This is a genomic window from Bacteroides caecigallinarum, from assembly GCF_021531075.1.
GTDB lineage: Bacteria > Bacteroidota > Bacteroidia > Bacteroidales > Bacteroidaceae > Phocaeicola > Phocaeicola caecigallinarum_B.
The window spans coordinates 1-22,000 of record NZ_JADYTJ010000051.1; the positions used below are offsets into that span (position 1 = coordinate 1).

Consider the following 22,000-nt stretch of genomic DNA (forward strand, 5'->3'; position numbering starts at 1 on the left):
TCCAAATATATTATATTTGCATAGTTGTATAAACAATAATTATATGATAGAACAATTCAATTTTGACATCCAGTTAATCTTTGCAATACTAAATGGTAAAGTTTCTGCTGCCATAAATCGCAAACTCATAAGAAACTTCAGAATGAACGGATTAGATATAACCCCCGAGCAATGGACCGTTCTGATTTTTCTATGGGAAAAAGATGGAGTCACACAGCAAGAATTGTGCAATGCTACATTCAAGGACAAACCTAGCATGACAAGATTAATAGACAACATGGAGAAGCAACACCTTGTAGTACGAATATCCGACAAAAAAGACAGAAGAACAAATCTCATACATCTAACCAAGGACGGCAAGCGATTAGAAGATAAAGCAAGATTGGTAGCCAACCTAACATTAAAAGAAGCATTAAAAGGTCTTACACTGGAAGAATTGAGTATCAGTCAAGAAGTTCTACGCAAAATATTCACAAATACCCAAAATTAGAAATATATTGTAGCAGATATGCTACTAATTTCGTTTTTTTTCATAAAATAATTTTTGCGTGTAAAGAATTATGCTTTAATTTGTAACCAATAACGAATAAACCATAAAAATAGAAGACACACATGAAAAGCTTATTAAAGAATCTGGGAGTAATATTGATTATTATCGGAGCTATTATCCTGATTGCATGCTTCGCAACTGAAAATGTAAACAACAATGCCATCCTAGGCACATCAATGGTTTTAATCATTGCAGGACTAATCAGCTATATTCTGATAAACAAACGTATTACTGATTAATAACATTTTAATCAGCATTAAAGGCAAAATAAAAAGAGATTACTTTCATCAAGTAATCTCTTTTTATTTTGCCTTTAATATTTATGCCTCCTGCTGGTCGTCTTCTGGAGTAATCAATTTATATCCCTTACCATGAATATTGATAATTTCAATAGAAGGGTCAGCCTTAAGATGCTTGCGAAGTTTTGTAATATAGACATCCATACTTCTTGCATTGAAATAGTTGTCATCTATCCATATATTCTTCAAAGCATAGTCTCTTTGCAATATCTCGTTTGCATGAGAACAAAGCAATGACAATAACTCCGATTCTTTTGTAGTAAGTTTTGTTTGTTTATCACCAATTGTAAGCAACTGTTTCTGGGTATCGAAAACAAAATTACCTAAATTATACATAGTGTTTTCTCTATTCTTCTTACCTCTTACACGACGCAAGATTGCTTCAATACGCAGTGTTAACTCTTCCATACTGAAAGGCTTGCTGATATAATCATCGGCACCTATCTTGAATCCTTCAAGTACATCTTCCTTCATTGTCTTGGCAGTAAGGAAAATTACAGGCACTTCAGAATTAATCTGCTTTATTTCCTGAACCATAGAAAATCCATCCTTTACAGGCATCATAACATCAGTTACAACCATATCATATTTTCCTTTCTGATAACCTCTTATACCATCATCACCATTAAGGAATAGGTCAGCTTCATAACCCTTAGCCTGTAAGTACTCTCTCAAAAGCATGCCAAGATTCTCGTCATCTTCGCACAACAAAATACGCATTCTTTCGTCCATATTATTCTTCTTTAAATAAAGGTAATACAATTATAAATTTAGTTCCTACATTCAGTTCACTCTCAGCACGGATACTTCCGTTGTGATCTGAAATAATTTTCTTTACATAGGCCAGTCCCAAACCGAATCCTTTCACATCATGAAGGTTTCCGGTATGAACACGGTAGAACTTGTCAAATATCTTTTTCAAATTTTCTTTCTTTATACCAATACCGTTATCTTCTACGGATATATGAAGTTTATTTGCTTCATTCCATGTTCGTACTTTCAGACTTATATCCACATCAGACCGCTTATACTTAACTGCATTATCCAGCAGATTGAAAATAACATTTGTGAAATGCATCTCGTCTACAAAAATAAACGGATCCGTAGCGTCAAGTTCTGCATCCAGAGTACCGTGACAACTTTCCACTTTAAGTCTGAAAGTATTAATTACTCCATTTATCAGTTCATTTGCATCTATTTTTTTCTTCTTCAGTGTTGCTTTCTGACGTTCAAACATTGACATCTGAAGAACCTTTTCCACCTGAAAGCGCAAACGTTTGGTTTCATCATTTATAACCCCAGAGATGTGTTTAAACATGACTGGCGACTTACCTACGGCCGGATCATTAAGCATCTGGGCAGCAAGAGATATCGTAGAGATAGGCGTCTTGAATTCATGCGTCATATTGTTTATGAAATCATTCTTTATCTCAGTAAGTTTCTTCTGACGGAATATTATATATATGGTAAATATAAATGTTATCAGAAGTACCACTGTAAAGATTATTGAAGGTATCATAAACTTTACGGAGCTGAAGATATAATCATCCATTGTAGGGAAGAAAATTTTCACATATCCCATTTTTGCTGGAGGATCATTCTCAAACAATAATCTTGAATAAATCTTTTCTCCATCATATACATAATCCGAACAACGGTAGATTTCCTTTCCATCTCTATCTGTCACCATGAAGTGATACGGCAAATCCAAGCCATTATTAAGCAATTCCGATTTTATGAAATGATCCAACTGCTTGAAATTTATCCTTTCCTTCAACGGTTTATCGCTGGCTGTATAAAGAATATTGTATACCACCTCGTCAAGCAAAGCTCTCTGATACACATATCTTTCCTTTATTATTTCCTGTAAAGTTCTAGAAGTCTGAGGTATATTCTTTCCATTGGATATTATAACTTTAGGTACATTAGCCGGCCTGTTAGTTATAGTCTTAAATTCGAAAGTGGAATACATACTTCCATCAGGCGAAGTGATAGTGTATTGATGATGTCGCAATATATTATCACTATCCTTACCGTTATTAAGGTTGAACTGCTCCGCCAGACGGGCCGCCCTTTCAGTAGCAGCAACGTCAGCTTCCAAATACTTCTTGGTTTCCACCAATTCAAGATTACGCACGGACTGAACAAGACTGCGGTTTACATTCTCTTCGAATTGTCCACGACGCATCTTTACCATCTCTTCTATATAACTTACCTGCAAATACAGCAGACTAAGAAAAGACAGAGCCATAATGACTCCTAATATCCATATTGTTGACTTTTTCATGGTGACAAATTTAACAAGCTAATTAATATAATCATCATCAATTAACATGTTTTACGCGGTATTTTTTCACATTTAACAATACCTACTCATTTTGATTAATAAAATCACAAATAAAAGCCTTTATACCCTTTCTTACTTTACAAAAATAATATAACTTTAAATATATAACAACTAAAAGTGGCGAAAAGTTCATGAAAAGAGAATAAAAAAAGCCGTATTTTTTAAGAAATACGGCTTTTTTATATATTAAAATATCAACTAGTAATCAATCTTCATTCTTTTCTTGCTCTTCGAATTCCTTCATAAGTTTATTCTGTACATCTGTAGGAACCAATTCGTAACTTGCAAATTTCATAATAAATGAAGCACGTCCACCAGTCAATGAACTCAAAGCTGTAGAATAGTTAGACATTTCCTTCAAAGGAACTTTAGCAGCAAGCTTTTCATATCCTTTTTCACTACTCATACCCATAATCATACCACGGCGTCCCTGCATATCACTCATCACGTCACCAAGTTTGTCACTCGGAACGAATACTTCCACATCATATATAGGTTCAAGAATCTTAGGTCCGGCATTCTTGAACGCTTCGCTGAATGCATTACGTCCTGCAAGCATAAACGAAATTTCATTTGAGTCAACAGGGTGCATCTTTCCGTCGTATACTATAACACGTACATCACGTGCATACGAACCGGTAAGTGGTCCCTGTTCCATACGGCTCATGATACCCTTAAGAATAGCAGGCATAAATCTTGTATCAATGGCTCCACCTACTACACTGTTAATGAACACCAACTTACCACCCCATTCCAAATCAACGGTTTCAGTACCTTTCACGTTAATCTTGAATTCCTGACCATTGAACTTATATACCTCAGGAGTAGGCATACCTTCGTAATATGGTTCAACGATGAGATGAACTTCACCAAACTGTCCCGCACCACCAGACTGTTTCTTGTGTCTATAATCTGCACGTGCAGCCTTAGTAATAGTTTCTCTATAAGGAATCTTTGGTTCAAGGAACTGAACAGCCAATTTTTCATTGTTTTCAAGTCTCCATTTAAGAGTACGCAAATGGAATTCACCCTGACCATGAACAAGAATCTGCTTCAATTCCTTAGATTGTTCAACAACCCATGTAGGATCCTCCTCACGCATACGGTTCAGGATAGCCATCATCTTTTCAGTATCAGCCTCGTTTTCAGGCTTGATAGCTCTTGTATATTTAGGATTAGGATACTTGATGAAATTGAATCTGTTTTCGCAATCCTTGCTATTCAATGTATTTCCAGTCTTGACATCTTTCAGTTTCACTGTACAACCAATATCCCCAGCTCTCAGTTCTTCCACTTTTTCACGATTAGCACCGGCACATACATATAGCTGAGCCATACGTTCCTTCGAACCGCGGTCGGCATTATTCAGGTCGTCACCTTCGTGAACTACGCCACTCATGACTTTGAAGTACTGTACATCACCAATATGAGGTTCAACAGCAGTCTTAAAGAAATAAAGGGAAGTAGGAGCATCAGCCACAGGAGGAACAGGAACACCACGTGTATTGTGAACTACAGGCATTTCGTCTACGAAAGGAACTACGTTTCCAAGGAATTCCATCAATCGGCGAACACCCATATCTTTTCCTGCACATACACAGAACACAGGGAACATACCTCTTGCAGCCAATCCCTTACGGATTCCTTCACGCATTTCGTCTTCTGTCAATGATTCTGATTCGAAGAATTTCTCCATAAGAGTTTCGTCGTGTTCGGCAGCAGCCTCAACAAGTCTCTTATGCCATTCCATAGCCTTTTCCATTTCTTCAGCTGGAACAGGCTCTATAGTAGGAGCACCACCTTCTGGTCCCCAAGAATATTTTTTCATTAAAAGTACATCAATCAACGAATTGAAGTCCGGACCTGTACTGATAGGGTACTGAACCGGAACAACTTTAGAACCATAATTTTCAGTCAACTGTTCAAGTACTTTGTCAAAATCACAGTTAGGAGAATCAAGCTGGTTAACAAGGAAAATAACCGGTTTACCCAACTTCTCAGTGTAACGGAAATGATTCTGTGTACCAACTTCTGGTCCATACTGACCATTAAGAAGCAACACAGCTGTATCAGTCACATTAAGTGCAGTCATTGCAGCTCCCACGAAGTCATCACTACCCGGACAGTCTATGATATTAAGTTTTTTACCATTCCACTCTACATGATAAACGGTAGAGAATACAGAGTAACCATACTCCTGCTCTACCGGAAAATAGTCGCTGACAGTGTTCTTGGCAGTAATTCTGCCGCGACGTTTTATAATACCACTCTCAAAGAGCAACGCTTCAGTGAGGGTGGTTTTACCTGAGCCATCATTGCCAAGAAGTGCAATGTTTTTGATTTCGTTAGTCTGATATACTTTCATGGTATTCTAGATTAAAAAATTAATAGAATAAAGGATATGCTTCTCATATCTCATTTTTAAGTTGCCGCAAAATAGAAATTTATGTTCAGAAATCCAACTGTTACATTCGTGTTACTAAACTATGTTTTCTGACACATTATGTAATATAATGCTTTAAATCACACTGTTAGAAATATTTTCAGCTAGATAAAGATAAAAACCACCTATAGAAAAAGTATGCCCGTACAAGGCATAAAAACATTTTCACCTAAACAAAATCTATAAATACAACTTATATTTATATAAATACAGATTATGTTTTTATAAATACAACTTATATTTATAAAGATAAAGCTTATATTTATAGATAATTTCGTGTCTTTTACAAGAATTTATGCTGACAGCCATCTCTATTCCTTTGTGCAATTGTTTGAATCAGAAATTTAGTACCTTTGCAAAAGACATCAATCAAGACTGAGAAAAATGGCTGGAATATACATACATATACCGTTCTGCAAAAGAAGATGCATATACTGCGACTTCTTCTCTACTACGGCTTCTAATAAGAAAAACAAATACATCAAGGCACTTTGCAAGGAAATAGCCGAAAGAAAAGGCTATCTGGGAGGTGAAACTATAGAGACGATTTATCTTGGAGGCGGAACACCGTCGCAACTGGAAAAGGATGATTTCAGAAACATATTCAGTGTAATATATGATAACTACAACGTAAACCCGGAGGCTGAAATCACAATTGAGGCTAACCCGGACGACCTGACAGACGAATATGTGGAAATGCTCTCTACACTTCCATTCAACCGCCTGAGTATGGGAATACAGACTTTCAACGATGATATCCTTTCTCTCTTGAAAAGACGACACAACGCACAGCAGGCCATTGACGCATTACACAGATGCAGAAATGCCGGATTCGGGAATATCAGCATCGACCTCATGTACGGACTGCCTGGAGAAAGCATTGATACATGGAACCGTGACCTTGATACCGCCATCTCGCTGATGCCGGAACACATATCTGCATACCATCTTATATATGAAGAGGGAACGGTGCTGTACAAACTAAGAGAAGAAAGAAAAGTGAGTGAAGCCGATGAGGATCTTAGCAATACACTCTTCGAAACTCTAATCTCCAGATTGAAAGAAAACGGGTACATCCATTATGAAATTTCTAACTTCTGTCGTCCCGGAATGCACTCACGGCACAACTCCAGCTATTGGACCGGAATAAAATACTTAGGTTGCGGACCGTCGGCACATTCATACAACGGGCATTCAAGACAGTGGAACGTATCATCGCTGGAGAAATATATTGATGGAATAAACAGAGGAACTGATATTTCGGAAATCGAAGAACTGGACATATACACACGTTACAATGATTTTGTGATTACAACAATACGTACAGTATGGGGGATGCCTCTCGACAAACTAAAGACCGAATACGGCGAAAAGATGTATTACTATTGCATGAAAATGGCACAACCACACATAGACCAAGGAACACTGGAAATAAAAGACAACACCCTGAAACTGACGCCAAACGGTATTTTCATCTCCGACGGCATTATGAGCGACATGCTTTGGGTGGAATAATAACGAAGTAGATAAAAGAAATGCTCCCCAGATTATATCCTGTATATGGAATTAATCAAGGGAGCATTTACTATATGTAGTGATTAGGATTACTTAGCCAGACTGTATACTATATCCATTATCTGCTTGCCAAGTTCATCGGCAGCTTCCATAGTAGAAGCTTCAGAATAAACACGGATTATAGGCTCAGTGTTACTCTTGCGCAAGTGAACCCACTTGTCAGGGAAGTCTATCTTAACACCGTCGATGTCATTGATTTCCTCATTCTTATACATTTCCTTCACCTTTACAAGGATAGCATCAACATCTGTTTCAGGAGTAAGGTCGATACGGTTCTTTGCAATAAAGTACTCAGGATATGTAGCACGGAGTTCAGTTACTTTCTTACCTTCGTGTGCAAGGTGAGTAAGGAACAAAGCTATACCAACGAGAGCATCGCGTCCGTAGTGTGATTCAGGATAGATAACTCCACCGTTACCTTCACCACCGATTACTGCATTTGTAGCCTTCATCTTAGTTACTACGTTTACTTCACCTACAGCAGATGCATTGTATTCCATGCCATATTTGCGTGTTACATCGCGCAAAGCACGAGTTGAGCTGAGGTTTGAAACAGTATTACCCGGAGTATGTTTCAACACATAGTCGGCAACAGTTACAAGTGTATATTCCTCACCGTACATAGAACCATCTTCGCTGATGATAGCCAGACGGTCAACGTCAGGGTCGACTACGAAAGCCACATCATTTCCACCTTTCTTCATAAGTCCCATTATGTCTGTAAGGTTCTTTTCAAGAGGTTCAGGGTTGTGCTGGAAGTCACCTGTAGGATCGCAGTAAAGCTTTTCTACATGCTGCACGCCCAACTGTTCAAGCAACTGAGGAAGGATGATACCACCTACAGAGTTAACACAGTCTATAGCCACACGGAAGTTAGCCTTACGGATAGCCTCAACGTCTACAAGCTTCAAAGCCAATACGCTGTCTATATGACGCTGATTGTATGTATTGTTTTCTGTATATTTACCGATGTTGTCAATGTCTGCAAAAGTAAATTCTTCAGCTTCAGCAATACGCAATACTTCGTTACCTTCTGCAGCATTCAGGAATTCTCCGTGTTCGTTAAGAAGTTTCAGAGCGTTCCACTGTCTTGGATTGTGACTTGCAGTAAGGATAATACCACCACATGCACCTTCCATAGTCACAGCAAGTTCTGTAGTAGGAGTAGAAGCAAGACCAATGTTTACAACATCGAATCCCATACCCATAAGAGTACCGCAAACTACGTTCTTCACCATTTCGCCAGAGATACGTGCATCACGTCCTACAACGATTTTGTTGCTTTTCACTGTAGTTGTCTTACGTATCAGCGTAGCATAAGCTGATGTAAACTTCACTATATCCAAAGGATTAAGTCCTTCACCGGCTTGGCCACCAATAGTACCACGAATACCGGAAATTGATTTGATTAATGTCATAGTTTTATTAATTTAGATCGTAAGTTATTTCATAATAACAAGGATAAACATATTGTGTAGCTAATGATGTACCTTCGCTATGAGGCACAATCAATCTTACGCGTGCAATTTTTTCTGACGGAGGTGCCGAAATATATGATTTCATCTTCAGATACGCAAAAGGCACAAGCCATCCCGAAGGTACAGCAGAAGTAGAATACATCTCATACATTGCACTTTGAGCTATATTTGTAAAAGATGCAGAATAAGAAGTATTTGAACCCACTGTGAGCAAGAAGTTCTCTGAATAGGTTGCGTAAGGGTAGAATCTGTTAGTCGCCAATGTATCACCGGCACTTATCGCCATATCAGGAACGTCCTTAATACAGATTTCTATAAATCGGGAAGAGAGGTTATATCTGCCTTCTTCAAGTATTTTACCGTCACCGCGATACTGTATATTCATATACACACCACTCTTGTCGAACAATACGAACTCGTTCTCAGCCGTCATGGTATCATTCTCTATAAATTCCTTTTCAGAGATAACATTTATATCATTCTCCAGGATAAACTTATTGATGGCATCGGCCTCTTCTTCCTTCATTTCAGCGTATGTCTTTCCGTTATTACAACTCTGAAGTCCGAATGATAAAGCATATACCAATACCGATAAATAGAACAGTTTCTTCATTATTTTAAAAATTTACATGGCAAAATTAATAAAACTATTTATATCCACATACTAATTTTGCAGATGTAATAGTTAATTTTGTAGAAAAATATACTATAAATCAGTTCTTAAGCAATAAATCCTCGTATTTCACAAGCGCCTGTTTGAATAGGCCGATAGCTTCTTCCATAGTGCCATAAAATTCACCTCCGGAAGCATTCAGATGTCCACCACCATTGAAGAATTCTGCAGCAACCTTGTTACAAGGGAAATTTCCGACTGAGCGCAATGACACTTTTATCATATTCTTCTCTGTATCTTCGCGCAGGAACACAGAGAAACAAATACCTTTCATTTGTAGTGGTATGTTGACAAAACCTTCAGTATCTCCCTTAATATACTGGAATTTCTTCTGTTCGTCTTTAGTAAGCCATATCAGTGCCGAACGGAACTGATGGAATACCTCCATCTTGTCGTAAAGTACATAACCCATCAGACGAAGACGCCCTTCGGAATACGTATTAAAGACTTTACGGTAGATGTCGTCCTTGTCAATTCCTTTAGAAAGGAGTTCGCTGATGATGAAATATATTTCACGGTCGTTTGAGTTATACGTAAACCCACCAGTATCCGTCATCATTCCTGTATAAATACACTGCGCCCCTTCGTATGTTATATCGTCGAAACATCCCAGACGGCATATCAAACGGAAAACAAGTTCTGATGTTGAAGATATATTAGGATGAGAAATTGTAACCCTACAGAAAGGTTCAGGATTCAGATGATGGTCTATCATTACCTTACGTGCCTGCGATTCCGCTACCGGTTTTGCCACAGCATCTATCCTGGACAATGCATTGAAGTCAAGGCAGCATATCACGTCTGCCTCTGCAATAAGTTTGTCGGCAAACTCGGCATACTTGTCATATCTTATTATGTCTTTTGCACCTGGCATCCACTGCAGGAACTCAGGAAAAGCATTCGGAACTATCACATGTACATTTTTTTCCATTCCCTGCAGGAAATGACAAAGCCCCAACGATGATCCAAGAGCATCACCGTCCGGCGAAACATGTGTTACTATAACTATTTTGTCAGCCTTTTCGAAATAGGTTTCTACCTTGTCAATGTTCGCTTGTAAGATAATCTTTGACAGCATATTTGATTGTTTGTGTTAAATTGTTGGCAAATGTACTCTTTTTTTTCTATTTACAGAAGTATTCTAAAAGAAGCTTGTGCCGATTTTTCAATGCATTTTATATTTAGCTTCCTGCATTCTTCTTTCAGAAACTCTCTGTAACCCTCACTTACTGTTTCGTCTATTATCACATTCTTTATGTCAAACAGCCCGGACAGTCCGGTTATGTTTCCGCTAAACCCCTTACATATATATACATAGTCCAAAGTGGCAAGTTTTGTTTTTCCCGTAAGGCGAACATCTTTCCATTGTGAAGACTTCATCACTCCCACTCTGACTCCGTTTATCTCATACAGTCCGTTTTCCGATTTAAGTGTTTCAAGTTCTTTATTGATTCTTATATATAAGTCGGAACGTGTAAGGAACAGCGACGCGGTATTCTCTTTACGAATTTTGTATAAATCTGCTGCAACAATCAGACATAATGCCAAGAGCACACTTACAAGCCTCAAAAAAGTTCGTCTTCTGAAAAATACATAGAGCAAACATAAAACTGCAAACCCTAAAACCACCTGTACCTTATTAAAATAAATTGAAGTTATCTGTGCTCCCTGCAAACTGTGTACAAAATGCATGGAACTGTTAAGAGCCAAAGTAAACATTTCCAAAAGCCATACACATACATCTCCCACTACAGGGATAAATGAACATACAAGTGATGCAATAGTAAACGAAAGTATGCATGAAGCCAGAATACCTACAACAAGATTGGCCATCAGAAAATATGTAGGGAAAGTTCCGAAATAATACAGTATGAGAGGTAATGTACCTAACTGAGCTGCCAAAGAAACAGACATTGCACTCCATACATAGCGCACAAACCTATTGCCACTTTTTATCCATCCCGAAATGACTGGAAAAAAAAGTATAATAGAAAGTACAGCAACAAACGACAACTGAAAACTTATATCGAAAAGATACATAGGATTGTAAACCAGCATTATGAATGCAGTGAGCGATAGAGAAAAGAATCCGCAAAACCCATTTTCAACCAAAACAGATGCTACAAGATAAAGCGTACACATTGTTACAGCCCTGACTACAGAAGGGCTGAGTCCTGATATAAACGCAAACACCCATAATGTTGCAGCCACAGCCAGTGACTGAATCACACGCCCACCTTTTATTCTTCTTAAAGGACTTAATAGGAAATACAGGATACACGACAATATTCCTACGTGTAATCCAGACAACGCCAGAACATGACTTGTTCCTGCTGCACTGTATATGGCTTTTAATTCCGGTGTGAGCTCACTCTTGTCGCCTATAGTCAATGCTGAAACCACAGCCAGTTCATCATCGCCCATATTCCAACTTTTGAAGATTTCGGACACAGACTCTCTGCATCTCAATGCCATATGTTTTATGGAATGCGGTTTTTCCTCCTTAATTCCCATCCAGTTGCCTCCAAAAGCCAATGCCGTACCGGAGACACCTTTATTGAAAAGATATCCGGCATAATCGAACCCCATAAATTCAGTATCTGAAATTGGTTTGGAAATGGAAGAATAAAACACAATATTATCACCGCATCGTGGAATGTAAGACGAAGAGTCCGGAATAAAATACAACAGAATATTACGATTGACAGAATACATATTTATGCTATCCGATGCTGCAGGAATACAATACTTTACCTTTACTTCCGAGCACAAGGTTTTTCCTTTCGCTTCAGGAGTAGTCTCCACAACTCCATAATAACACAATTGACTTTCGGGCCACTTATACCCTATAGTGTTTTTCTTCTGAACTATAAGTATTCCACCAAGTAAAAAGAAACAAATGGAAACAATAATGCCGGAGAAATAATTAAGACTGACATTTCTAATTTTTAATATTGCCGATAGCAACAACGGCAAAATAGCAACACAAAGAAGCAGAAGCAAAGGCCGTACAGATACATCCGGCAGAAATCTGTCGAAGAAAAAAATTCCGGCTGCCATAAAAATTGTCAACCGGAATAATGGATAGTTTACCAAATGGGATTTCTTCTCCAATCTGAGTAATTATAGATTTTTCATTTTATGAATCATGTCTATCATATCCGGAGCCTTGAAAATGGCATTTCCAGCCACAAGTACATCGACACCGGCATCAACCAACTGTTTTCCGGTTTCCAGATTAACACCTCCGTCTACTTCTATCAAAGCATTCGAACCGGTTTCTTCGATCATTTGTCTCAACTTACGGACCTTATTCAATGTGTTAGGGATGAATTTCTGTCCGCCGAAACCTGGATTAACACTCATAAGAAGAACCATATCAAGGTCGGCAATTATATCGCTAAGTACAGACACCGGAGTAGCAGGGTTAAGTGTAACACCGGCCTTCATTCCGTTATCCTTTATCATCTGTATTACACGGTGCAAGTGCGGACAGGTTTCGTAATGTACATTCATCATCATCGAACCCAAAGCCTTTACTTCTTTGATAAACTTTTCCGGCTGCACAATCATAAGATGGACATCAAGAGGCTTATTACATAATTTGGCTACATACTCCAGAACTGGAAATCCGAATGAAATATTAGGAACAAACACACCGTCCATAATATCAATATGTAACCAGTCCGCTTCACTGCGGTTTATCTTATCCAAATCATCTTTCAAACAACCGAAATCGGCCGAAAGCAAAGACGGAGAAATCAAAACTTTATTCATTTCCTATTATATATTAGTATAAGAACAAAGATATGAATTCTTTTCCGAAATAAAAAAACAATACATACTGAATATTCAGAGAAAAGGTACATTATGATGCTTAGTGAACGGTCAATAAACGAAAAGTGAACAAGATATAAACGCTTGGACAGCGTTCATTACTTGTTCACTACATGTTCACTTGTTATTCAAAAAGATATATGGATTCACTTGTTGTTCAAATTAAACCTTATTCCCAACTGAAGATTAAAGTTGAACGGTTTATCCTTGCGGATAGTAAGAATATCTGTATTATCATCAAAATAGTATATCATACCAGGTTCCAAATACAAACTCAGCAATTTATTGAAGTTTGCCTGCAAGCCTACAGATGCAAGAACAGAAAACTGCAACTGTTTCACATTCAAATCCTCACTATAATAATTCTTTCTATTATTCTCATCCACGGAAACCCTTTCCAAGGAACCGGAAACACATTTTTCCATCATTCCACCGGCAGAAGCATAGAAAGTAAAGATGCTATTGCTCCACACTGAACGCTGTACTTTCAAAGGAATACCGACGTAATGAAGTTTCTGTTTGTCTTCTATATAAGATGTTGCTCCAGAGCGAAGTTCAGAATAAAGATAAGTATAGTTAAGCCCTGTTTCCAAAGCCCATTTTTCACTAAAGCCCCATTTCACTGATGCTCCGACTGTTACAGGTACATGATGTTTTATATCGGTATATGTTTCCTTATTCATATTATTTAATAACATTTGGCTATAGGAAGCTGTAGCATCAGACATTTCCCCCACCACGATATTATTTACACTAGACAATGACTTGGTAGACATTCCCAATCTTGACATTCCTCCAAAACTGCTTGAAGATGAATAAGGAACATTGCCTGTCATCAATCCCACCTGTATATTGTTCCGTTTCATTTTTCCGCCATCGTCAGCCATAGCCAGATATGATGCATTCCGCCTTACAGTCTCTCTGTCAGCCTTCATCATATTTATTCTTCTTTCTTTGGAAGAAGACTTGTTCTCTTCTGCAGCAGCAATCTCCACTTCGTTATTATCTTCTACAGCCGATTTATTATCGGAAACATGCAATACCGGTTGCTGTTGTTCAGGATTGGTAACCTGCTGTTTATCTTCCTTAACAGTTTTAGCAGGAATATGCGCCAGTACATTCTTGTTTTCAGTCTCTGAAACGATTACGTTATCGGCAGAAATATTCTGAAGTACGTTTTCCTTTTCCATATCATTATCCGGTTTCTCATTATTTGCTACTGGCATAGTCAAGTTGTTCAATGCCGGCTCGGAAGTCCAATAGAAAACAGACAAAGTAGAAACAGCAATAACCACAGCGGCAGCGGCTGCAACTGACGTCCACCTTCTCCACATCGGTATAACCTTAGGTCTGTTTATTTCAGAATCAATCTTCTCCCATAAATCTACAGGGAGAGGCTCCGAATAGTTCTCCATCCGGCTACGAATATCATTTATCCATTTGTCATTCATTTTATTCATAATCTCTTCCTGTATTCATTAATCTTTTTCATTAATAATGTTTTTGCTCTGTAGAACTGCGATGATGAGGTATGTTCTGATATACCAAGCATACTGGCTATCTCTTTATGACTTTTTTCCTCGAACACGAACAAGTTGAAAACCGTCCTGTATCCATCCGGCAACTCCCTTATCATCCTCATCAATTCCTTATTCGGAATACTGTTTACATCACCGTCATCATCCAATTGCGTATCTGGCAACTGTTCCACCAGAGTTTCCTGCTGCATCTGAAGATTCTTCTTTCTCAGATATCCCAAAGCTTCATTTACCATAACCCTGGAAAGCCATGCTTTGAGCGAACCTTCACCAAGAAATTTGAACTGCCCTAGTGACTGATAAATCTTTATCATCCCGTCATGGAAGACATCCTGCGAAATATCCCTGTCTCCAATATACCGAAGACATATGGCCAAAAGCTGACCACCATAAACCTCGTAGAGCCTTTTTCTGGCATCCGGGTCAGCTTGTGCGCATTTTAAAGACAATTCTTCTTCAGTCATATCGGGTTTGTTGTTCTTTTATTAAATGATTATAAAGCAAAAATACTGCATAAACTGATAATATTTTTTTTATTCCTATTATTTAACATGTTTTTATGCAGTAAACTACACGGGAAAACATTTAAAAATCAAGAACAAACAAACACAATCTGTATGAAATCTGGCTTTAATTTTATCTGTATAATTTGTGCTTTCATATTGGGAACAGTTCTGTTTTCGTGCAATAATTCCGATAATTATCCGGAACTATATTCCACAATGGGAACAGTGACCAATCTAGACGACTACTCAATTGATTCCGATGTATATGGAAAGCTTATGCCTAAAAACCCTAATATCATAAATAGTTTCAATGCAGACAGTATAGGTCAAAGGGTATTAATCAACATAAATTTCCCTAACGAAAACGATAAAGACTCAAAAGAAGATTCCGGTAAGGAAGTAACAATTTACGACTTGTACAAGGTACTGACAAAAAATGCAGACGATTTAAGATTAAATAATGAAGAAAGTATAGACAACTTTGGAAATGACGATATTCAAATAACCAATGCCTACATAAGCAACAAGCATTTAAACATAGAATTCAATATTGGAGGAAATAACACAACAATCCCCCACCGTATCAGCCTGCTCCTTACAGAGAACACACAAATAGACGATGAGGGATTGCTGGAAGTTGAGCTACGCCATAATAAAAACTCTGATTATGGTAATAAACTCTATTGGGGTGTTGTTTCTTTCACTCTTTCTAGTATTCCTGAATATGCCGATACAAACTTCAAAGGTTTTAGAATTATATATCAGTCCGATGAATACAGCAAATCAGAAACTATTGTCAGACTACAAAATTCAAATCAGAGAAGTGTTGTCAGAAGCATGGAATCCTCGCAGGAAATCGGCAACAGGCATCCTCTTTTTGCCGGCAAGCTGCAATGACAATACATTGACATATCCATCTGTTGAAGCTACATGCAGATAAGTTTTATTATCTGTTACAATACTTCCCGGCTTGTAGTCGTGATTGCAGAAAATCTTTTCTGTTTCGAATATCTTCAGCATAACAGGAACAGAATCACCCTGGTGAAGCTCCGTCCAAGCAGCCGGATATGGAGACAGTCCTCGCACAAAGTCATATACTTTTTTTACTCCCGCATTCCAGTCAATACGACATGTCTCCTTGAAAATTTTCGGTGCAGGACGTAACTCCTCTATTTTTGCAAGATTTTCCTGAGGAGTTGTTTTTACATTTCCCTCGAGAATGGAATCAACAGTCTTAAGTACCAAATCCCCACCAAGCATCATAAGCTTGTCATAAACCACCTCTACGTTGTCTGTATCCGCGATTGGCACCCTTACCTGATCAATAATCTCACCTGTATCTATCTCATGCTTCAGGAAGAATGTTGTTATACCGGTTTCTGTATCACCGTTTATAACAGCCCAGTTTATAGGAGCAGCACCTCTGTACTGTGGTAACAACGATGCATGCAGGTTGAACGTTCCCATTGGTGGCATGTTCCATACTACTTCGGGCAACATTCTGAAAGCAACTACAATCTGCAAATCGGCTTTCAACGAACGGAGTTCTTCCACAAAAGCCTCATCTTTAAGTTTCTCAGGCTGCAAGACCTTCAATCCCTGCGACACTGCATACTGCTTTACAGGACTTGGCTGCAGAACACTGCCATGACGTCCCATAGGTTTGTCCGGCATTGTTATCACAGCCACTACATTATACCCACCTTCAACCAGTCTGCGTAAACTTTCTACTGCAAACTCCGGGGTACCCATATATACTATACGCAAATCTTTCTTTTCCATAATCTAAATTTATTCTGCCGAGAAGTCAACAAGTACCTGACGGTAAGTGTTAAGCATCTTCGACTTTGAAACAAATCCTTTATATTTATTCTCCTCGTCCACTACAGGAAGATTCCAAGCCTTTGTAGAATCAAATTTCTCCATCACCTCTTCCATTGAATCGGTAGTGACTAGTTTGGCTTTCGGAACTTTCATAAAGTTCTCCACTGTATACCGGTGGTACAATTCCTGACGGAACATTATATTTCTTATATCATCCAGATTTACTATTCCTATAAGTTCATCATTCGCATCTATCACCGGAAAGATATTTCTGCTTGATTTGGAAATGACTTTTACCATCTGCGCCAAATCCATTTCTGGTTTCACTGTGAGAAAATCACTCTCCATTATACTCTCAATGTTCATCATGGTAAGTACAGCCTTATCCTTATGGTGTGTGATAAGTTCGCCTTTCTTTGCCAGACGCATAGAATATATACTATGAGGCTCGAATACCTTGATTGTAAGATATGCAAACACAGAAACAATCATAAGAGGAAGAAACAATCCATATCCTCCGGTAAGTTCTGCTATAAGAAATACACCTGTCAACGGTGCATGCATTACCCCAGACATAAGTCCTGCCATACCCATAAGAGCAAAATTCTTTTCCGGAATATAAGTATTACCTATATTGAACTCATTACACAGGTGAGAGAAGACAAACCCGGCAATACATCCAAGGAAAAGACTTGGCGCAAATATACCGCCACATCCACCTCCACCGTTTGTAGCACTCGATGCAAACACCTTAAACAGGATGATAAGCAACAGATATACTACCAAAAGACTACTGTGTCCATAAAAAAACGAATTGTTCATCACTGTGTCCCATTCGGTACTTGATGTTCCGTTAAGCAGGAGTGAAATAGTATCGTAACCTTCACCATAAAGAGGCGGGAAAAGGAATATCAGCACACTAAGCATTACACCGCCAAGTACAAACTTGGAATACGGACTAGAAAAACGTCTGAAAATATTCTCTATCCAGTTCATGGAACGTGTGAAATACCATGCTATCAAACCACAGAACACTCCTAATGCTATAGCATATGGAATACGTTCGAGGGCAAACGGATAGTCCAGTGTAAACTGAAACATAGCCTCTGTTCCGGTAAGAAGATAGGACATACTGGCTGCTGTCACACTAGAAATCAGCAATGGCAAAAGCGAAGCCATAGTAAGGTCGAACATCAGCACTTCAAGAGTAAAAACCAATCCGGCTATAGGAGCCTTGAAGATTCCGGAAACCGCACCGGCAGCACCACATCCCAACAACAGCATAAGAGTTTTATGATCCATACGGAATATACTTCCCAGATTAGACCCTATGGCTGAACCCGTAAGAACAATAGGCGCCTCGGCTCCTACAGATCCACCACAACCGATGGTTATAGCTGATGCACAAACTGACGACCATACATTATGCCCCTTTATTCTACTCTGACGACGCGAAATGGCATAAAGAATCTTAGTCACACCATGACTTATATCATCGCGTACAATATATCTGATAAATAGCCCGGTAATAAATATTCCGGCCACCGGATACACCAGATACAGCCAGTTGGCCCCAGTAGTATCGAAGTTTTCGGTAAGAAATTCCTTTATGTACTCTACAAGGAACTTAAGGACAAAAGCAGCCAGAGCAGTAAAGATACCTACCAGGAAACTAAGTATGAGTATGAACTGCTTATCAGTGATATGCTTTTCTCTCCACTTAAGGAAACTCTGCAAAAAAGAAAATTTCTCTTTAGTCTTCATTCTCCAGCAAATTTAAATCAACTATTCCCTGATAACTTTTACTACACCACCCTTGCCAAGTTTGATTATACTTGATGGTTTCGCAGGACCTTTTTCGTCTCTTCTGTAGTCCACTATATAATCCACAGCATTCTTTATTTCCTCGCTGATTTCGCTAAACACTGCAGGTGCAGGTTCGCCACTTATATTTGCCGAAGTAGATACTATGGCTTTCTTGAATCTGAAGCACAACTGCTTTGAGAACTCTTCTGACGTAACTCGTATACCTACACTACCGTCTTCCGCAATAAGATTAGGTGCCAGATTTCTAGCACCGTCATAGATTATCGTAAGCGGTTTTGTAGTCATTTCTATCAAGTCCCATGCCACGTTAGGCACGTCGCTTACGTATGATTCCACTTTTACAGGGCTATCCACCAGCACCAGCATAGCCTTGCTGTCCGCCCTACGTTTAATCTCGAAAACTTTCTTTACCGCTTCTTCGTTCGTTGCGTCGCAACCTATACCCCACACTGTATCTGTAGGATATAGTATTACTCCACCTTTATACATGACATCGCATGCCTTTTTAATTTCATCGTTCATCATAACCCTATATTATTTATGAGTCTGCACAATCTGTGTCGGTGCCATTTCAGCATTACGTTTTTCTGTCTGCTCCACCACATTTCTGGCAAGTTCAATAAATGCCTGTCCTGTTATAGAGTCTTCGTTAAGAGCTACCGGAGTACCATTGTCTCCACCTTCGCAAATACTCTGAACGATAGGTATCTGTCCCAACAAAGGAACATTCAATTCTTCGGCCAGACGTTTTGTACCTTCCTTGCCGAACAGATAGTATTTGTTTTCTGGAAGCTCAGCCGGAGTAAACCAGGCCATATTTTCCACCAAGCCAAGTATAGGCACATTCACCTTGTCATTCTGATACATATTGATACCCTTACGTGCATCGGCCAATGCCACTTCCTGAGGTGTACTTACTATAACCGCACCTGTTATTGCAAGGTTCTGCAATAGAGTAAGGTGAATATCGCTGGTTCCCGGAGGAGTGTCAAGAACGAAATAATCAAGTTCACCCCATTTGGCGTCACCCACAAGCTGCTTCAAAGCATTGCTTGCCATAGCTCCACGCCAGAGAGTAGCCTGTTCAGGACTAACGAAGAAACCTATTGACAAAAGTTCAATTCCATATTTTTCTACCGGTACTATCAAATCTCGTCCACCTACCTCTTCGGCATAAGGACGTGCATCTTCCACCTGAAACATTTTTGGAACTGATGGACCGAAAATATCCGCATCAAGCAAGCCAACCTTGTAACCCAACTTAGAAAGAGCCACTGCAAGATTTGCCGCCACAGTCGATTTACCCACACCACCTTTACCGGATGATACAGCTATCACATTCTTGACCTGTGGAAGAAGTTTTCCCGGTTCCGGGCGTGCTGCCTGCTTGCTTTCAGTTGTAATGGTCACTTCTACTTCTTTCGAAACATATGTATGTATAGCTGTCTCAGCCGACTTGACAACTGATTTCATAAACGGATCAGTAGGCTTTTCAAAAATAATGGAAAAGCTCACTTTCATTCCGTCTATACGAAGATTATCAGCCACCATTTCGGCCTCAACTATATTTTTTCCGTTTCCGGGATAACGCACTGTTGAAAGCGCGTCAAGAATTAATTTTGGATATAGTGTCATATATTTTTTTATTTAAACATCGTTTAAACAGTATTTAAAAGCCGTTTAAACGCCTTTAGAAAAAAAGTTTATAGGTTTTTTATTTACTGGTCTTAAGTCCGCTTCTTTTGCTACGATTATAGCTTCTGTAGTCATCAAGTTCTATTTCCACGTCCGGTTCTTTCAGTTCACCTTCCTGAGGCAGTCTAAACTTGATGTATTTAATATTAAGTCCGCGGTCCAGCCATTGCTGTTCGTAGTACGTACGTATACTTAGGATATCATCATCCATTCCGGAATGATAAAGGTCGTCAGTGATAAACTCTACTGGCAATTTATTGGCCTCTATCATATATTTGGTATATGTAAACATGAAGTTACTGTCAGTCTTCAGATGCACTACTCCACCTGGAACAAGAAATTTCCTGTATCTTTCCATAAAATAAGTCGATGTAAGACGCTTCGTAGCCTTCTTCATCTGAGGGTCAGAGAATGTAAGCCATATTTCGCTAACCTCTCCCGGTGCGAAGAAACGGTCTATAATCTCAATATTTGTACGGAGGAAAGCAGCGTTTTTCAATCCTTCGTTAAGAGCCTCTGTAGCTCCTGTCCACATACGTGCTCCCTTTATATCAACCCCTATAAAATTCTTGTCAGAATATCTTCTCGCCAGTCCGACTGTGTATTCACCTCTTCCGCAACCCAGTTCCAAAACGATAGGATTATCATTCTTGAAGAAATCACGGTTCCAGTTTCCCTTCATCTCAAAGTTCACATCGTCAACCACCGAATACGGATATTCAAACACATGCGGATATTCCGCCATATCTGCAAATTTAGCCAGTTTACCTTTTCCCATGTCAAAGTATTTATTACCGATACAAAGGTACATCTTTTTAATGTAAAATAAAAAAGAGATAATACTATTCAAAAATAAAAATGCACTCCATATAGTTATATAAAACTATTGGAGCGCATTATTTCTCAAATAAGATTTTCTAAAATTTCATTCCATATTTTTAAATACTTGCTTCTGACACTAATTTGTCTATTTTTGCACAAGCGTTTTCCAAATCAGATAATTTTCCTTTATATGTTATACGAACCAATCCGCTTGCATTAGTCAATAAGAAATAAAACTTTTTAAAAATAAAGAAACTTGTTGCCATAGAGTAACCAACTGACTGAATTGATTTTTTATTTAATGTTACAACTTCCGTATCACCAGGTAAAAGCCCCCACAAAACTGTTTTCTTTGTAACTTGAACAATTCTTAAATTAGTGATTATAATATAAGTACGTAACTTAACCCCAAAGATTAAAAGAATTATACGAATAATTCCATTTATTAATCTCACAAAAGGATTTGGCGAATCATTATAAGCATCACCCTCAATTTGTTCTAGTAAATTTTCACCCTCTAATTCTTTAAACTCTTTTAATGTTTTCATAACTAAATAATTTTCAAGTTAAACAATCAATATACAAA

At 38.5% G+C, this 22,000-nt stretch carries 20 protein-coding genes; 4 read left to right on the top strand and 16 right to left on the bottom strand.

The annotated features are described in order from the left end of the window. The first annotated feature begins 43 nt into the window (after positions 1 to 43). Both I6E11_RS12090 and I6E11_RS12095 read left to right on the top strand, forming a co-directional pair. Complete coding sequence (locus tag I6E11_RS12090; protein WP_235338313.1) at positions 44 to 490, top strand: MarR family winged helix-turn-helix transcriptional regulator; 447 nt, start codon at positions 44 to 46, stop codon at positions 488 to 490. A gap of 122 nt (positions 491 to 612) precedes the next feature. Beyond that, positions 613 to 789 (top strand): hypothetical protein, encoded by a 177-nt coding sequence (locus I6E11_RS12095; RefSeq protein WP_235338315.1) that lies wholly within the window; start codon positions 613 to 615, stop codon positions 787 to 789. 81 nt (positions 790 to 870) lie between these two features. On the opposite strand, the gene rprY is transcribed toward I6E11_RS12095, so the two are convergent. The 3 genes from rprY to I6E11_RS12110 all read right to left on the bottom strand — a co-directional run bounded on the left by rprY (position 871) and on the right by I6E11_RS12110 (position 5,561). Continuing rightward, positions 871 to 1,581 (bottom strand): response regulator transcription factor RprY, encoded by a 711-nt coding sequence (rprY, locus tag I6E11_RS12100; protein WP_235338317.1) that lies wholly within the window; start codon positions 1,579 to 1,581, stop codon positions 871 to 873. A 1-nt stretch (position 1,582) separates the two neighbouring features. Continuing rightward, positions 1,583 to 3,136: a sensor histidine kinase gene (locus tag I6E11_RS12105; RefSeq protein WP_235338325.1), complete on the bottom strand. Its 1,554-nt coding sequence runs from the start codon at positions 3,134 to 3,136 to the stop codon at positions 1,583 to 1,585. Between the two features lie 265 nt (positions 3,137 to 3,401). Next, a complete protein-coding gene (locus tag I6E11_RS12110) occupies positions 3,402 to 5,561 on the bottom strand; it encodes an elongation factor G2 (RefSeq protein WP_235338338.1) in 2,160 nt (719 codons plus the stop codon). A gap of 462 nt (positions 5,562 to 6,023) precedes the next feature. On the opposite strand from I6E11_RS12110, the gene hemW reads away from it, so the two are divergent. Continuing rightward, positions 6,024 to 7,154 carry a radical SAM family heme chaperone HemW gene (gene hemW / locus I6E11_RS12115; RefSeq protein ID WP_235338344.1) on the top strand — a complete coding sequence of 377 codons (1,131 nt, stop codon included), beginning with the start codon at positions 6,024 to 6,026 and terminating at the stop codon, positions 7,152 to 7,154. A gap of 89 nt (positions 7,155 to 7,243) precedes the next feature. Here the strand turns inward: hemW and glmM are convergent, their stop codons facing one another. From glmM to I6E11_RS12150, 7 genes are all read right to left on the bottom strand, one after another. Next, positions 7,244 to 8,632: a phosphoglucosamine mutase gene (gene glmM / locus I6E11_RS12120; RefSeq protein WP_235338351.1), complete on the bottom strand. Its 1,389-nt coding sequence runs from the start codon at positions 8,630 to 8,632 to the stop codon at positions 7,244 to 7,246. A gap of 7 nt (positions 8,633 to 8,639) precedes the next feature. Continuing rightward, complete coding sequence (locus I6E11_RS12125) at positions 8,640 to 9,305, bottom strand: BamK family beta-barrel-assembly machinery protein (RefSeq protein ID WP_235338357.1); 666 nt, start codon at positions 9,303 to 9,305, stop codon at positions 8,640 to 8,642. A gap of 100 nt (positions 9,306 to 9,405) precedes the next feature. Beyond that, positions 9,406 to 10,443 (bottom strand): DHH family phosphoesterase, encoded by a 1,038-nt coding sequence (locus I6E11_RS12130; protein WP_235338363.1) that lies wholly within the window; start codon positions 10,441 to 10,443, stop codon positions 9,406 to 9,408. A gap of 50 nt (positions 10,444 to 10,493) precedes the next feature. After that, a complete protein-coding gene (locus tag I6E11_RS12135) occupies positions 10,494 to 12,425 on the bottom strand; it encodes a ComEC/Rec2 family competence protein (RefSeq protein WP_235338365.1) in 1,932 nt (643 codons plus the stop codon). 63 nt (positions 12,426 to 12,488) lie between these two features. Continuing rightward, positions 12,489 to 13,142 carry a ribulose-phosphate 3-epimerase gene (gene rpe / locus I6E11_RS12140; RefSeq protein WP_235338370.1) on the bottom strand — a complete coding sequence of 218 codons (654 nt, stop codon included), beginning with the start codon at positions 13,140 to 13,142 and terminating at the stop codon, positions 12,489 to 12,491. 206 nt (positions 13,143 to 13,348) lie between these two features. After that, the gene (locus I6E11_RS12145; protein ID WP_235338377.1) at positions 13,349 to 14,662 is read right to left on the bottom strand and encodes an outer membrane beta-barrel protein; all 1,314 of its coding nucleotides are present in this window, start codon (positions 14,660 to 14,662) and stop codon (positions 13,349 to 13,351) included. Then, complete coding sequence (locus I6E11_RS12150) at positions 14,659 to 15,204, bottom strand: RNA polymerase sigma factor (protein WP_235338382.1); 546 nt, start codon at positions 15,202 to 15,204, stop codon at positions 14,659 to 14,661. The genes I6E11_RS12145 and I6E11_RS12150 overlap by 4 nt, the downstream gene beginning before the upstream one ends. 153 nt (positions 15,205 to 15,357) lie before the next feature. Here I6E11_RS12150 and I6E11_RS12155 point away from each other — a divergent pair, with 153 nt between their 5' ends. Beyond that, positions 15,358 to 16,143 carry a NigD1/NigD2 family lipoprotein gene (locus I6E11_RS12155; protein ID WP_235338386.1) on the top strand — a complete coding sequence of 262 codons (786 nt, stop codon included), beginning with the start codon at positions 15,358 to 15,360 and terminating at the stop codon, positions 16,141 to 16,143. Here the strand turns inward: I6E11_RS12155 and fmt are convergent. From fmt to I6E11_RS12185, 6 genes are all read right to left on the bottom strand, one after another. After that, positions 16,057 to 17,028, bottom strand: a complete 972-nt coding sequence (gene fmt / locus I6E11_RS12160) for a methionyl-tRNA formyltransferase (protein ID WP_235338393.1) — start codon at positions 17,026 to 17,028, stop codon at positions 16,057 to 16,059. The two genes, I6E11_RS12155 and fmt, sit on opposite strands and share 87 nt — an antisense overlap. A 9-nt stretch (positions 17,029 to 17,037) precedes the next feature. Next, on the bottom strand, positions 17,038 to 18,834 hold the full coding sequence (locus tag I6E11_RS12165) for a chloride channel protein (protein WP_235338400.1): 1,797 nt from the start codon (positions 18,832 to 18,834) through the stop codon (positions 17,038 to 17,040). Positions 18,835 to 18,855: 21 nt separating this feature from the next. Continuing rightward, entirely contained in the window at positions 18,856 to 19,419 is a 564-nt protein-coding gene (locus tag I6E11_RS12170) for an L-threonylcarbamoyladenylate synthase (protein WP_235338417.1), read from the bottom strand. Positions 19,420 to 19,431: 12 nt separating this feature from the next. Beyond that, positions 19,432 to 20,532 (bottom strand): Mrp/NBP35 family ATP-binding protein, encoded by a 1,101-nt coding sequence (locus tag I6E11_RS12175; RefSeq protein ID WP_235338405.1) that lies wholly within the window; start codon positions 20,530 to 20,532, stop codon positions 19,432 to 19,434. 79 nt (positions 20,533 to 20,611) lie between these two features. Beyond that, the gene (gene trmB, locus I6E11_RS12180; RefSeq protein ID WP_235338410.1) at positions 20,612 to 21,370 is read right to left on the bottom strand and encodes a tRNA (guanosine(46)-N7)-methyltransferase TrmB; all 759 of its coding nucleotides are present in this window, start codon (positions 21,368 to 21,370) and stop codon (positions 20,612 to 20,614) included. A gap of 160 nt (positions 21,371 to 21,530) precedes the next feature. After that, on the bottom strand, positions 21,531 to 21,962 hold the full coding sequence (locus tag I6E11_RS12185; RefSeq protein WP_235338412.1) for a hypothetical protein: 432 nt from the start codon (positions 21,960 to 21,962) through the stop codon (positions 21,531 to 21,533). Positions 21,963 to 22,000: the final 38 nt, after the last annotated feature.